14 protein-coding genes are annotated in these 14,351 nt (G+C 58.4%); all 14 read left to right on the forward strand.

What is annotated here, in order from left to right:
* Window positions 1-109 precede the first annotated feature (109 nt).
* The 14 genes from N6L24_RS01765 to N6L24_RS01830 all read left to right on the forward strand — a co-directional run bounded on the left by N6L24_RS01765 (window position 110) and on the right by N6L24_RS01830 (window position 14,332).
* Window positions 110-502, forward strand: a complete 393-nt coding sequence (locus tag N6L24_RS01765; protein ID WP_271842924.1) for a DUF5333 domain-containing protein — start codon at window positions 110-112, stop codon at window positions 500-502.
* A gap of 2 nt (window positions 503-504) precedes the next feature.
* The gene (gene nuoG, locus N6L24_RS01770) at window positions 505-2,523 is read left to right on the forward strand and encodes an NADH-quinone oxidoreductase subunit NuoG (protein WP_271842925.1); all 2,019 of its coding nucleotides are present in this window, start codon (window positions 505-507) and stop codon (window positions 2,521-2,523) included.
* Between the two features lie 4 nt (window positions 2,524-2,527).
* Window positions 2,528-2,944: a hypothetical protein gene (locus N6L24_RS01775; RefSeq protein WP_271842926.1), complete on the forward strand. Its 417-nt coding sequence runs from the start codon at window positions 2,528-2,530 to the stop codon at window positions 2,942-2,944.
* A 6-nt stretch (window positions 2,945-2,950) separates the two neighbouring features.
* A complete protein-coding gene (gene nuoH / locus N6L24_RS01780) occupies window positions 2,951-3,988 on the forward strand; it encodes an NADH-quinone oxidoreductase subunit NuoH (RefSeq protein WP_271842927.1) in 1,038 nt (345 codons plus the stop codon).
* A gap of 1 nt (window position 3,989) precedes the next feature.
* On the forward strand, window positions 3,990-4,484 hold the full coding sequence (gene nuoI / locus N6L24_RS01785) for an NADH-quinone oxidoreductase subunit NuoI (RefSeq protein ID WP_271842928.1): 495 nt from the start codon (window positions 3,990-3,992) through the stop codon (window positions 4,482-4,484).
* Complete coding sequence (locus N6L24_RS01790; RefSeq protein WP_271842929.1) at window positions 4,481-4,888, forward strand: carboxymuconolactone decarboxylase family protein; 408 nt, start codon at window positions 4,481-4,483, stop codon at window positions 4,886-4,888. Before nuoI ends, N6L24_RS01790 begins: the two co-directional genes overlap by 4 nt.
* Entirely contained in the window at window positions 4,885-5,493 is a 609-nt protein-coding gene (locus N6L24_RS01795) for an NADH-quinone oxidoreductase subunit J (protein WP_271842930.1), read from the forward strand. Before N6L24_RS01790 ends, N6L24_RS01795 begins: the two co-directional genes overlap by 4 nt.
* Window positions 5,494-5,589: 96 nt before the next feature.
* The gene (gene nuoK, locus N6L24_RS01800; RefSeq protein ID WP_022572432.1) at window positions 5,590-5,895 is read left to right on the forward strand and encodes an NADH-quinone oxidoreductase subunit NuoK; all 306 of its coding nucleotides are present in this window, start codon (window positions 5,590-5,592) and stop codon (window positions 5,893-5,895) included.
* A gap of 6 nt (window positions 5,896-5,901) precedes the next feature.
* Window positions 5,902-8,025 carry an NADH-quinone oxidoreductase subunit L gene (gene nuoL, locus N6L24_RS01805; protein ID WP_271842931.1) on the forward strand — a complete coding sequence of 708 codons (2,124 nt, stop codon included), beginning with the start codon at window positions 5,902-5,904 and terminating at the stop codon, window positions 8,023-8,025.
* Complete coding sequence (locus N6L24_RS01810) at window positions 8,025-9,566, forward strand: NADH-quinone oxidoreductase subunit M (protein WP_271842932.1); 1,542 nt, start codon at window positions 8,025-8,027, stop codon at window positions 9,564-9,566. Before nuoL ends, N6L24_RS01810 begins: the two co-directional genes overlap by 1 nt.
* A gap of 15 nt (window positions 9,567-9,581) precedes the next feature.
* Window positions 9,582-11,024 carry an NADH-quinone oxidoreductase subunit NuoN gene (nuoN, locus tag N6L24_RS01815; RefSeq protein WP_271842933.1) on the forward strand — a complete coding sequence of 481 codons (1,443 nt, stop codon included), beginning with the start codon at window positions 9,582-9,584 and terminating at the stop codon, window positions 11,022-11,024.
* Between the two features lie 95 nt (window positions 11,025-11,119).
* Window positions 11,120-11,875, forward strand: coding sequence for a biotin--[acetyl-CoA-carboxylase] ligase (locus N6L24_RS01820; protein WP_271842934.1), 756 nt, complete (start codon window positions 11,120-11,122; stop codon window positions 11,873-11,875).
* Between the two features lie 11 nt (window positions 11,876-11,886).
* Window positions 11,887-12,657 (forward strand): type III pantothenate kinase, encoded by a 771-nt coding sequence (locus N6L24_RS01825; protein ID WP_271842935.1) that lies wholly within the window; start codon window positions 11,887-11,889, stop codon window positions 12,655-12,657.
* Between the two features lie 7 nt (window positions 12,658-12,664).
* Complete coding sequence (locus N6L24_RS01830; protein WP_271842936.1) at window positions 12,665-14,332, forward strand: ribonuclease J; 1,668 nt, start codon at window positions 12,665-12,667, stop codon at window positions 14,330-14,332.
* The last annotated feature ends 19 nt before the right edge of the window (window positions 14,333-14,351 follow it).

The raw sequence follows: 14,351 nt of genomic DNA on the forward strand, positions 1-14,351 counted from the left end.
GCGCCGATATTGGCGCGTGTTATTGCATATCAGCCCCTCAAATCTCTGATTTGAGCCAGGCAGGCTGCGTTTTCGCGGCCCGCTTTGGCATGCAAAAAGGAGAGATGACATGCGCATGATGGCACTGGCATTGGTTTTGGCGGCAAGCACCGCGCAGGCGAAACCACCGCTTGAAGAGGTCAAAAGCGTCACAGATGGGCTGCTTTGGGTGGGGATTGCGGATGAAATCCGCAATGTTTGCCCCAGCATTTCGGCGCGAATGGTCAAAGCGCTTGGCTATATCAATAGCATTCAGGCCGACGCCAAGGCGCGCGGCTATACCAAGGCAGAAATTGATGCCTTCCGCACCAGCGAGGCCAATAAGGCAGAGCTGCGCCGCCGCGGAGAGGCGTATCTGAAATCGCATGGGGTCGATTTTGACGACCCTGAAAGTTACTGCGTGCTTGGGCGCGCGGAAATCAAGAAATCCAGCCAGATCGGCGCGCTGTTAAAGGCCAAGTAACCATGTCTGACCTACGCAAGATCATCATTGACGAAAAAGAACTGGAAGTGGACGGCGCGATGACGCTGATCCAGGCCTGTGAGCAGGCCGGGATCGAGGTGCCACGGTTCTGCTACCACGAGCGCCTGTCCATTGCCGGCAATTGCCGCATGTGTCTGGTCGAAGTCGTCGGCGGCCCGCCAAAGCCAACCGCATCTTGCGCCATGCAGGTCAAAGATTTGCGCCCCGGACCTGAAGGCCAGCCGCCTGTTGTGAAAACCAACTCTCCGATGGTCAAAAAGGCCCGCGAAGGGGTGATGGAATTCCTGCTCATCAACCACCCGCTGGATTGCCCGATCTGCGATCAGGGCGGCGAATGTGACCTGCAGGATCAGGCCATGGCCTATGGCCTGTCCGGCAGCCGCTTTAAAGAAGCCAAGCGCGCGGTGGATGATCTGGATCTGGGGCCGCTGGTTGCGACCACAATGACCCGCTGTATTTCTTGCACCCGCTGCGTGCGCTTCACCACCGAGGTGGCGGGCATCACACAGATGGGCCAGACAGGCCGCGGCGAAGATGCGGAAATCACCAGCTATCTGAATGAGACGCTGCACAGCAACCTGCAGGGCAATATCATTGATCTGTGCCCAGTGGGCGCGCTGACCTCCAAGCCCTATGCCTTTACCGCCCGCCCATGGGAGCTGACCAAGACCGAAACCATCGATGTGATGGACGCGCTTGGCTCGAACATTCGGGTCGACACCAAGGGCCGCGAAGTGATGCGCATTCTGCCGCGCAACCACGATGGCGTGAACGAAGAATGGATTTCCGACAAAACACGCTTTGTCTGGGATGGTCTGCGTCGTCAGCGTCTGGATCGCCCCTATGTGCGTGAAAACGGCAAGCTGCGCCCCGCAAGCTGGCCCGAAGCGCTGAGCGTCGTCGCTACAGCTATGAAGGGCAAAAAAGTTGCCGGCCTGGTCGGTGATCTTGTGTCCACCGAAGCGGCCTATGCGCTGAAAACCCTGATCGAAAGCATGGGCGGCAATGTGGAATGCCGCACTGACAATGCGCGTCTGCCGATTGGCAACCGCTCTGGATACGTCGGCACTGCCAGCATCGAGGACATCGACAGCGCCAAGGCGATCATGCTGATCGGCACCAACCCAGAGTTGGAAGCGCCGGTGCTGAACGCGCGCCTCCGCAAGGCCTGGCTGAATGGGGCCAAGATTGGTGTTGTCGGCGAAAAGCTGGATCTTTCTTACGAATATTTCCACATCGGCACCGACCGCGCTGCGCTTAAGGGGCTGCTGGGTCCAAACACCAAAGACGCGCTTGGCAAAGACACGCTGGTGATCGTCGGGCAGGGCGCGCTGCGCGAAGCGGACGGCCTGTCGGTTCTGGCCCATGCCCAGAAATTTGCCGAGATGACCGAAAGCAAATTCATGGTGCTGCACACCGCCGCTGGCCGTGTTGGCGCGATGGATGTGGGCGCTGTCACCGAAGGCGGTCTGACCGCCGCCATCGACGGGGCCGAGGTGATTTATAACCTTGGTGCGGATGAGGTGGACATCGATGCCGGTGCCTTTGTGATCTATCAGGGCAGCCATGGGGATCGCGGCGCGCACCGCGCGGATGTGATCCTGCCAGCGGCGGCCTATACCGAAGAAAACGGCCTGTTCGTGAACACCGAAGGGCGCCCACAGCTTGCGATGCGCGCAAACTTTGCGCCGGGCGAAGCCAAGGAAAACTGGGCGATCCTGCGGGCGCTGTCTGCCGAATTGAATGCGGTCTTGCCGTTTGACAGCCTGGCGCAGCTGCGCACAGCGATGATCGCCGATGTGCCGCATCTGGCGCAGGTGGATCAGGTGATCGAAAACGATTGGCAGCCACAAGAGATTGACGCGCTTGGCGAAGCGGATTTCCGCAGCGCCATCAGCGATTTCTATCTGACCAACCCGATTGCCCGCGCCAGCGCGCTGATGGCAGAGCTGTCTGCCGGCGCAAAGGCCCGCGGCGCTGAAAAAATCGCGGCGGAGTGAGCTGATGACGCTGTCCATCCCACAAGCAGGCGGTCTGCTGGCGCTTTGCGCTGGCCTGTCGGCCTGCACGGTGGATGGCGGTGATACGGCCGCGCGCGGTGATCTGGATTTTGCCCCCCAATATGATGGCGTCAGCACGCGTCTTCTGGATGGGGATCTGGTGAATTTCCATGTCGAAATGCGCGGGGCAAGAAACGAGGCAGATGTTCAGTCCTATGCCGAATGTGCGGCGGCGCAATATACGCTGATCCGTGGATACGGATTTGCGCGACATCTGCGGACAACAATTGAATTTCAGGGTGGAATTTGGCGAGGGGATGCTGTTTACACCATCTCGCCAGCGCTGCCTCGTGGATTGAAAACCATCGACGCGGAAGTCACGGTTTCAAGCTGCGAAGAAAATAGAATACCCACGGTGTGAGGACCTATGGCTGATTTCTTTACCACTCCCCTCGGATTAGGCGTGATGATCGTTGCGCAAGTGCTGGCTGTCGTCGGCTTTGTGATGATCTCGCTGCTGTTTCTGGTGTATGGGGACCGCAAAATCTGGGCGGCAGTGCAGATGCGTCGTGGCCCGAACGTGGTGGGGGCCTGGGGGCTTCTGCAAACCGTGGCGGATGCGCTGAAATATATCGTGAAAGAGGTCGTCGTGCCTGCGGGTGCGGATAAAACCGTCTTTTTGCTTGCGCCGCTGACCTCTTTTGTTCTGGCGATGATTGCCTGGGCGGTGATCCCGTTCAACGACACCTGGGTGCTCTCGGACATCAACGTCGCGATCCTTTATGTCTTTGCCGTCTCCTCGCTTGAGGTTTACGGCGTGATCATGGGGGGCTGGGCGTCGAACTCGAAATACCCGTTCCTTGGCAGCCTGCGCTCTGCGGCGCAGATGATTTCTTACGAAGTCTCCATTGGTCTCATCATTGTGGGCATCATCATCACCACAGGCTCGATGAACTTTGGTGATATCGTGCGCGCGCAGGATGGCGATTACGGCTTCTTTAGCTGGTATTGGCTGCCGCATTTCCCGATGGTCTTCCTGTTCTTCATCTCGGCGCTGGCGGAAACCAACCGCCCACCGTTTGACCTCCCCGAAGCGGAATCCGAACTGGTGGCGGGCTATCAGGTGGAATATTCATCGACACCCTTCCTGCTGTTCATGGCCGGGGAATATATCGCCATCTTCCTGATGTGCGCGCTGACCTCGCTCTTGTTCTTTGGCGGCTGGCTGTCGCCGATCCCGGGCCTGCCTGATGGCGCGCTGTGGATGGTGGGCAAGATGGCGTTCTTCTTCTTCATCTTCGCGATGGTGAAGGCGATCACCCCGCGCTACCGCTATGACCAGCTGATGCGTATTGGTTGGAAAGTCTTCCTGCCGCTCTCCCTCGCTTGGGTGGTGATTGTGGCATTCCTCGCAAAATTCGAAGCCTTCGGCGGTGCCTATGCACGCTGGGCGATTGGAGGCTGATATGGCAAACGTTGACTACACCCGCGCTGCCAAATATTTCCTGCTGGCGGATTTCATCAAAGGCTTTCAGCTTGGGTTGAAATACTTCTTTGCCCCCAAGGCAACGCTGAACTACCCGCATGAAAAGGGGCCATTGTCGCCACGGTTCCGTGGTGAACACGCGCTGCGTCGCTATCCAAATGGTGAAGAGCGTTGCATTGCCTGCAAACTCTGCGAGGCGGTTTGCCCGGCGCAGGCGATCACCATTGACGCCGAACCGCGCGAAGACGGCAGCCGCCGCACCACGCGCTATGACATCGACATGACCAAATGCATTTACTGCGGTTTCTGCCAAGAGGCCTGCCCGGTGGATGCAATTGTCGAAGGCCCGAATTTCGAATTTGCGACCGAAACCCGCGAAGAGCTGTTCTATGACAAGGCAAAACTGCTGGAGAATGGCGAGCGCTGGGAAGCGGAGATCGCGCGCAACCTAGAACTGGATGCACCTTACCGATGACCGACAGCTCAAACCCCTTTGAAAAGATGATCCAACAGTATCAGGACATGGCGAAAGCCATGAACCCTGCTTTGGAATCCTTCACGCCAAAAGGGTTTGAAAAACTGCTGCCGACCATGCCCAAGGACATGATGGAAATGTTCTTTGGCAACACGCTGAACGCTGACGGGCTGGACGCCAAGACCCGCCTGCTTTTGACACTGGCTGCGCTGACCGTTTTGGGTGGGCAGGCTGACGCACAAATTCGCCTGACGGTCCGGCATCTGCTGGAGCTGGGCGCAACGAAACAAGAAATCGTCGAGACCATTGGCCAGATGTCAATGTTCGCCGGCATCCCCGCCATGACCAAAGTGATGGAACTGTCACAAGAGGTCATGGACGACAACGAGGAAAGTGAGACATGACCATTGCGGTGCTTGCATTCTACCTGTTTGCGATCTGTGTGATCGCGGGCGGTCTTTTCACGGTCATCAGCAAGAACCCGGTGCATTCCGTACTGTGGTTGATTTTGGCCTTCATCAGCTCTGCCGGGCTGTTCGTGCTTTTGGGCGCGGAATTCGTGGCGATGCTGCTGGTCATTGTTTATGTCGGCGCGGTCGCAGTGCTGTTCCTCTTTGTTGTGATGATGCTGGACGTTGACTTTGCCGAGCTTAAAGCCGGGATGGCGCAATATCTGCCGCTTGCCATTCTGATCGGCGTGGTGCTGCTGATGCAATTCGGCATTGCCTTTGGCGTCTGGGAAACCGCTGAGCAGGCCGAAAGCCTGCGCGCCGCCGTTGCGCCGGAAGGGGTGGAGAACACCGCCGCGCTTGGCCTGTTGATCTATGACCAATATTTCCTTCTGTTCCAACTGGCGGGGCTGATCCTGCTGGTGGCGATGATTGGCGCGATTGTCCTGACGATCCGTCACCGCCGCGACATCAAGCGTCAGAATGTTCTGACCCAGATGTGGCGCGATCCGGCCACCGCGATGGAGCTGAAAGACATCAAACCGGGGCAGGGGCTGTAATGGCGCTGCACAAGACTAACAAAGACGCGCGCGGGGATGGCCTTGCTGCCCTGCGTATCGTGAAACAAAAAAGAATTGGGACCAGTGGGTGACGATATGATCGGACTGGAACATTATTTGACCGTGGCGGCGACCTTGTTCGTCATTGGTATTTTTGGCCTCTTCCTCAACCGGAAGAACGTCATCATCCTCTTGATGTCGATCGAACTGATGCTGCTGGCGGTGAATATCAACCTCGTGGCGTTCTCCAGCTATCTTGGCGATCTGGTCGGGCAGGTGTTCACGCTTTTCGTGCTCACCGTGGCAGCCGCAGAGGCGGCGATTGGCCTCGCGATCCTGGTGTCCTTCTTCCGCAACCGTGGCACCATCGCGGTTGAAGATGTCAACGTGATGAAAGGCTGATCGAGCATGGAAACCATCATCCTCTTTGCGCCTCTCGTCGGGGCGATTGTCGGCGGCTTTGGCTGGCGGTATATCGGCGAGACCGCCGCGCAATACCTGACCACCGGCCTGCTGTTCCTGGCCTGTGCGCTCTCTTGGATCGTGTTCCTGACCCATGGGCCAGAGACGCAGCACATCCATATTCTGGATTTCATCCAATCCGGCGCGCTGGACACCAGCTGGTCCATCCGTCTGGACCGTCTGACATCCATCATGCTGATTGTTGTCACCTCGGTGTCGGCGCTCGTGCATCTTTATTCGCTGGGCTACATGGCGCATGACGATCATTTTGGGGACGACTACAAATACAAAGCGCGCTTCTTTGCCTACCTCAGCTTCTTCACCTTTGCGATGCTGATGCTGGTGACATCTGACAACCTTGTGCAGATGTTCTTTGGCTGGGAAGGCGTGGGCGTGGCCTCCTATTTGCTGATTGGCTTTTACTTCAAGAAGCCTTCGGCAGGTGCCGCCGCGATCAAAGCCTTTGTTGTGAACCGTGTCGGTGACTTTGGCTTTGCGCTGGGGATCTTCGGCCTCTTCATGCTGACCGACAGCATTCAGTTCGACGTGATCTTTGCCTCTGCGCCGGAGCTGGCGGAAACCACTGTGACCTTCCTTTGGACCGACTGGAACGCGGCGAACCTTTTGGCCTTCCTGCTGTTTGTCGGCGCGATGGGGAAATCGGCGCAGCTGTTCCTGCACACATGGCTGCCGGACGCGATGGAAGGCCCGACCCCTGTGTCGGCGCTGATCCACGCGGCGACCATGGTGACTGCGGGTGTATTCCTGGTGTGCCGCATGTCGCCGCTGATGGAATATGCCGATGCGACCATGGCGTTTGTGACCTTCTTGGGCGCGACAACGGCCTTTGTTGCCGCGACCATCGGTCTGGTGCAGAACGATATCAAACGTGTGATTGCCTATTCGACCATGTCACAGCTGGGCTATATGTTCGTGGCTGCGGGCGTTGGCGTTTATTCGGTGGCGATGTTCCACCTGTTCACCCACGCATTCTTCAAAGCGATGCTGTTCCTGGGCGCGGGCTCTGTCATTCACGGCATGCACCACGAGCAAGACATGCGGAACTATGGCGGTCTGCGTAAAAAGCTGCCTTATACCTTCTGGGCGATGATGCTGGGCACATTGGCCATCACCGGGGTTGGTATTCCGCTGACCCATATTGGTTTTGCTGGCTTCCTGTCCAAGGATGCGGTGATTGAAAGCGCCTTTGCGGGCACGGCGGGTGGCTATGCCTTCTGGATGCTGGTGATCGCAGCGCTTTTCACCAGCTTTTACAGCTGGCGCCTGATGTTCCTGACCTTCTTCGGCAAGGCCCGTGGCGACGCGCATACCCATGACCATGCGCATGAAAGCCCGATGGTGATGCTGGTGCCACTTGGGGTTCTGTCCCTTGGGGCGGTCTTTGCCGGGATGATCTGGTATGGCAGCTTCTTTGGCGACCACCATAAGGTGAACAGCTTCTTCGGGATCGAGGCGCACGCCGAGGCCTCCGAACATGGCGATGACAGCCACGGTGAAGCCGCTAAGGCGGATGACCATGGCGCAGCGGATACCCACGGCACCGCGGATGACCATGGCGCGGACAGCGCAATGGCGGATGCCGCCCATGGCGCGGCACCCACCGGCGCGATCTTCATGGCCGCGGACAACCACGTGCTGGACGATGCGCACCACGTGCCGACCTGGGTTAAACTCAGCCCATTTGTGGCCATGGTCATCGGGTTCATCACTGCGGTCTGGTTCTACATTTGGAACCCCGAGATGCCCAAGCGCGTCGCGCAAACGCAGCGCCCGCTCTATCTGTTCCTCTTGAACAAATGGTACTTTGACGAGATCTACGATTTCCTCTTTGTGCGTCCGGCGATGGCGATCGGCCGCTTCTTCTGGAAGCGCGGGGATGGCAATGTGATTGATGGCTCTATCAATGGCGTCGCCATGGGCATTGTGCCCTTCTTCACCAAACTCGCTGGCCGCGCGCAGTCCGGTTACATCTTTACCTATGCCTTTGCCATGGTGATCGGCCTCGCCGTTCTCATCACCTGGATGACGCTCAGCGGAGGAGCGCACTGATGGATAACCTTCTTTCCATTGTCACCTTCATTCCTGCGCTGGCGGCGGCGATCCTGCTGGTGTTCCTGCGCGGGGACAGCGACAGCGCCGCGCGCAACGCCAAATGGGTGGCGCTGATTGCAACGGTGATCACCTTTCTGATTTCGCTGTTCATCCTGTTCCAGTTCGACCCGAATGACACCAACATGCAGTTCGTTGAAGAGCGCGACTGGCTCTTGGGCCTGAAGTACAAGCTGGGCGTGGACGGCATTTCGGTGCTCTTCGTGATGCTCACGACCTTCATGATGCCGCTGACCATCGCGGCCTCCTGGGGTGTGGAAAAGCGCGTGAAGGAATACATGATTGCCTTCCTGCTTCTGGAAACGCTGATGCTGGGCGTCTTTATGGCGCTGGATCTGGTGCTGTTCTACCTCTTCTTTGAGGCTGGCCTGATCCCGATGTTCCTGATCATCGGCATCTGGGGCGGTGCGAACCGCATCTACGCAAGCTTTAAGTTCTTCCTGTACACCTTCCTTGGCTCTGTTCTGATGCTGGTGGCCATGGTGGCGATGTTTGCTGACGCTGGCACCACCGACATTCCGACGCTGATGAACCATACGTTTGCCTCTGAAAGCTTCTCTATCCTTGGCATTCAGGTCATCGGTGGTCTGCAGACCCTGCTGTTCCTGGCGTTCTTTGCCTCTTTTGCGGTAAAAATGCCGATGTGGCCGGTGCACACCTGGTTGCCGGATGCGCACGTTCAGGCCCCAACCGCGGGGTCGGTTGTGCTGGCGGCGATCCTCTTGAAAATGGGCGGCTATGGCTTCCTGCGGTTCAGCTTGCCGATGTTCCCCATTGGGGCGGATGTGCTGACCGATCTGGTGCTGTGGATGTCGGCGATTGCCATTGTCTACACCTCGCTGGTGGCGCTGGTGCAGCAGGACATGAAAAAGCTGATCGCTTATTCCTCGGTTGCGCACATGGGCTATGTGACCATGGGGATCTTTGTTGGAAACCAGCAGGGGATTGACGGCGCGATCTTCCAGATGATCAGCCACGGCTTTATCTCTGGCGCGCTCTTCCTGTGCGTTGGCGTGATCTATGATCGTATGCACACCCGCGATATCGACGCCTATGGTGGCCTTGTGAACCGCATGCCAGCCTATGCGCTGATCTTCATGTTCTTCACCATGGCCAACGTTGGCCTGCCGGGCACCTCTGGTTTTGTCGGTGAATTCCTGACCCTGATGGGGGCCTTCCAGAAAAACACCTGGGTGGCCGCAATTGCGACCTCGGGTGTGATCCTCTCGGCGGCCTATGCGCTGTGGCTCTATCGCCGCGTCGTGTTGGGCGAGCTGATCAAGGAAAGCCTGAAAACCATCACCGATATGACCGCGCGCGAAAAATGGATTTTTGCACCGCTGGTGGCAATGACCCTGATCCTGGGTGTTTACCCGGCGCTGGTCACAGATATCATTGGCCCCTCGGTTGAGGCGCTGCTTATTAACTACGAAACCGCACTGGCTCATGCTCCGGCAGCAGGCCAAGTGGCTGCGCACTGACGGGAGCCATCCAAGATGATCTCTGCTGATCTGAATATCATCCTGCCGGAAGTCATTCTGGCGATCTACGCGATGGTCGCGCTTGTGGGCGCGGTCTACACCGGAAAGGACGCGCTGGCCGGGCCGCTGACCTGGCTGACGGCGGGGGTCTTTGTCCTGCTTGCGGCCTGGATTGGTCTGGGCGGTGAAGGCAACCAGACCGCCTTTGGCGGCATGTTCAACGACGATGGCTTTGCGCGCTTTGCCAAAGTGACCATCCTGCTGTCTGCCGCCGCTGTGCTGGTGATGGGCAAGGACTATATGGCGCGCCGCGACATGCTGCGCTTTGAATATGCCTCGCTTGTCTCGCTGGCCGTTGTCGGCATGATGATGATGGTAAGCGCGGGCAACCTGATGTCGCTCTACATGGGACTCGAGTTGCAATCGCTGGCGCTCTATGTCGTCGCCTCGCTGCGTCGTGACAGCGTGAAATCGACCGAAGCGGGCATGAAATACTTCGTGCTGGGCGCGCTCTCCTCCGGTTTGCTGCTTTATGGCTCCTCGCTGGTCTACGGCTTTGCCGGGACAACTGATTTCGCGGGGATCATCATTGCGGCGGGCGAGGGGCACACCACTCTCGGTCTGCTCTTTGGTCTGACCTTCATTGCCTGTGGCCTTGCGTTCAAAGTGTCGGCTGTGCCGTTCCACATGTGGACACCGGATGTCTACGAAGGTGCGCCAACGCCGATAACAGCGTTTTTTGCCACCGCGCCAAAAGTGGCGGCTATGGCCCTGTTTGCGCGCGTCGTGCATGATGCCTTTGGCGGCGTTGTGAAGGATTGGCAGCAGATCATCGCGCTGCTTTCGCTGCTGTCGATGTTCCTGGGCGCGGTTGCGGCCATCGGTCAAAGAGACATCAAACGCCTGATGGCCTATTCGTCGATTGCCCATATGGGCTATGCGCTGATGGGTCTGGCGGCAGGGACAGCCTTTGGCGTGCAGGCGATGCTGATCTATATGGCGATCTACGTCACCATGAATATCGGTACATTCGCCTTTATCCTGTCGATGGAGAAAGATGGCCACCCGGTCACGGATATTGCCGCGCTGAACATGTATTCCAAGCGCGCGCCCGGCAAGGCGCTGGCCATGCTGATCCTGCTGTTCTCGCTGGCGGGGGTTCCGCCGCTGGTCGGGTTCTTTGGCAAGTTCTATGTGCTGCGGGCCGCCTATGATGCGGGCCTCGCGTGGCTGGCCATCGCGGGTGTGATCGCCTCTGTGATTGGCGCGTTTTATTACCTGCGTATCGTCTTCTTCATGTACTTTGGCGACGAAGACGCCGAAGGGCTGGATCAGGGCCGCAACCCGGTGCTGATGGGCTTCCTGATGGCCTCGGCTGCGGTGATGCTGATCGGGGTTGTAAACCTCTTTGGCATCGAAACGCTGGCTGAAGCGGCGGCGCTGACGCTGGTCAACTAAGCGCAGCTCACAAAACAAGTTTGAAAGACGCGCCCGCGACGGGCGCGTCTTTTTGCATTATCATCAGCGCAATATCTCACGAGGAGTGAAAACGCATGTTGCAAGATTGGCCCCAAGGATACGGTCGCGTGGTGCTTGAGGAAGTGGACAGCACCAATGCCGAGGCTCTGCGTCGCGCCCCGGATCTGACCGGGCCAACCTGGATCTTGGGGCTTAAGCAGACTGCTGGGCGCGGGCGTCGTGGGCGCGACTGGCGCTCGCAATCTGGCAATTTTGCCGCCACGCTGGTGCTACGGCCGCAGGAAACCCCGGATGTGGTTGCCCTGCGCAGTTTTGTGGCGGCGCTGGCGCTGTTTGATGCCTTTGTGGCGGTCACGGGCCGCGCCACCGGCTTTGCGCTGAAATGGCCCAACGACGTTTTGTTGAACGGCGGGAAGGTCGCAGGCATCCTGTTGGAAAGCGCGGGGATCAGTGGCCAGCAGATCGCACATATGGCGATCGGGATTGGCGTCAATCTGGCCCAGGCCCCGGATGCCAGCGCGCTTGAGGCCACCGCGACACGCCCGGTGTCGTTGCTGTCCGAAGGCGGCGCTGCTGTCACGCCAGAGGCGTTTCTGGAGGTGCTGGCTCAGGCCTATGCCGCCTGGGAGATGCAATTTACCACCTACGGCTTTGAGCCGATCCGCGCGGCTTGGATTGCCCGCGCCGCCAAAATCGGCGAGGTGATCCGCGCCCGCACCATGCGCGAGGAGTTCACCGGCACGTTTGAGACGGTGGACAAACAGGGCAATCTGGTGTTGAAGACGGCGCAAGGCGCTGTGGCGATCCCCGCCGCTGATATCTTTTTCTGAGGGTGGTGAGCATGCTTCTGACCATTGACTGCGGCAATACCAATACCGTGTTTTCGATCTGGGATGGCACGCGGTTTCTGGCGACTTGGCGCACAGCCACCATGCACCAGCGGACCGCTGATCAGTATTTTGTCTGGCTGTCCACACTGATGGAAGTGCAAAAGCTGAAGGTTGAGATCACGGATATGATCATCAGCTCCACCGTGCCGCGCGTTGTGTTCAATCTGCGGGTCTTGGCCGATCGGTATTTCAATTGCCGGCCGCTGGTGGTAGGCAAGCCGGAATGCAATTTGCCCGTGGACGTCCGTGTCGATACCGGCACCCAGGTGGGCCCAGACCGGCTGGTTAACACGGTAGCTGGCCATGCCCTTTATGGCGGTGATCTGATTATCGTTGATTTTGGTACCGCAACCACCTTTGATGTTGTAGCTGCTGATGGGGCCTATATTGGGGGTGTGATTGCGCCGGGCGTGAACCTAAGCCTTGAGGCGCTGCATTTGGCTGCAGCCGCGCTGCCACATGTTGATATCAGCAAACCGCAATCGGTGATCGGTACCAATACCGTGGCCTGCATGCAATCGGGTGTGTTCTGGGGCTATGTTGGCCTTGTGCGCGAGATTTGCGCCCGCATCAAAGCCGAGCGTGATCGGCCTATGAAAGTAATTTCTACGGGGGGGCTCGCCCCGTTATTTCAACAGAGCGAAGCGTTGTTTGACGCTTTTGAAGATGACCTAACAATGCATGGGCTCACAGTGATCCATGCCTACAATACAGAAAGCTAACGCATTTATGAGCAGTGACCGTTTGATCTATCTGCCCCTTGGTGGGGCGGGTGAAATTGGCATGAACGCCTATGTTTATGGCTATGGTCCGCAGGGCAAAGAACGTCTGATCCTGGTGGATCTTGGCGTGACTTTTTCCGATATGGAAACTTCGCCCGGTGTTGATCTGATTTTCCCGGATATGAGCTGGCTGATCGCCAACAAGGATCGGCTGGACGCCATTTTCATCACCCATGGCCACGAAGACCACGTGGGCGCGGTGGGCCAATTTTGGGAAAAGCTGGGGGCCCCGGTTTACGCGCGGGCTTTCACGGCCAATCTGGCGCGCCACAAGATGCGCGATCAGGGATTGCCCGATGATGTTGTCACCACGATAGGGGCCTGGCCCGAGGTGACGCAGGCCGGCCCGTTCAGCGTCGGCGTTCTGCCGATGTCGCATTCGATTCCCGAGAGCGGCGCGTTGGTGATCGACAGCCCGGCAGGTCGCGTCATTCACACCGGCGATTTCAAGCTGGATGAGACCCCGATTGTGGGCGAACCCTTTGATCCCGACCTTTGGGCGTCGGTCAGCAAAAATGGCGTCAAGGCGCTGGTCTGCGACAGCACCAATGTGTTTTCGCCCCATGCGGGCCGCTCCGAAGCCTCGGTTGGTCCCGAAATTGAAAAGCTGGTGGCCGCGGCCCCCAATATGGTCGCAGCGACCACCTTTGCCTCCAACGTGGCGCGGGTCAAAACCCTGGCCGAAGCAGGCGAACGCGCTGGTCGCTCGATCTGCCTGATGGGCCGCGCCATGCGCCGGATGATCGAAGCCGCGATTGAAACCGGGGTGCTTGACAGCTTTCCCAAGGTGGTCTCACCCGAGGATGCCCGCGCGCTGCCACGCGAAAACCTGATGCTGCTGGTTACAGGCTCGCAGGGCGAACGCCGCGCCGCAACCGCACAGCTCGCACGCGGCAAGCATAATGGCATGACCCTGAAAGAGGGCGATCTGTTCCTCTTCAGTTCAAAAACCATTCCGGGCAATGAAAAAGGTGTGTTCCGCATTATCAATCAGCTGTCCGAGAGGGGCGTTGATGTCGTGGATGATACTGGCGGTCTGTATCACGTGTCCGGCCATGCCAACCGCCCCGACCTTGAGCGGCTGCAGGATATCGTGAACCCGGATATGGTGATCCCGATGCATGGCGAACACCGCCACCTGCGCGAGCATGCGAAACTGAGCGAAGCCAAGGGCCGCGCCAGTGTCGTGGCTGTCAACGGCACGATGCTGGATCTGACCGGCGCAGCACCAAAAGTGACCGAGTTTGTCGAGACCGGCCGGACCTATCTGGATGGCACGGTCAAGATTGGCGCGCTGGATGGTGTGGTGCGTGATCGTATCCGCATGGCGCTGAATGGTCATGTCATGGTGAATGTCATTCTGGACGAAGACGATGAGCCCTTGGGCGAGGCCTGGGTGGAAGTGATGGGGTTGCCGGTACAGGGCAGCAGCAATGCACCGCTGGCTGATATTCTGGAAGCGGACCTGACACAGTTCTTGGGCCGGGCCGGCGCAAAAACGCTGGCGGATGATGACAAACTTGAAGAGGGGCTGCGCCGCATAGCGCGCAATTCCTGCAAGGATGAAATCGGCAAAAAACCGGAATGTACGGTGATCATCAGCCGCCTGAGCTAAGCGCAGGCAAGAGCATACA

Source organism: Cognatishimia sp. SS12, assembly GCF_028369055.1.
In the GTDB taxonomy this organism is placed as follows: domain Bacteria; phylum Pseudomonadota; class Alphaproteobacteria; order Rhodobacterales; family Rhodobacteraceae; genus Cognatishimia.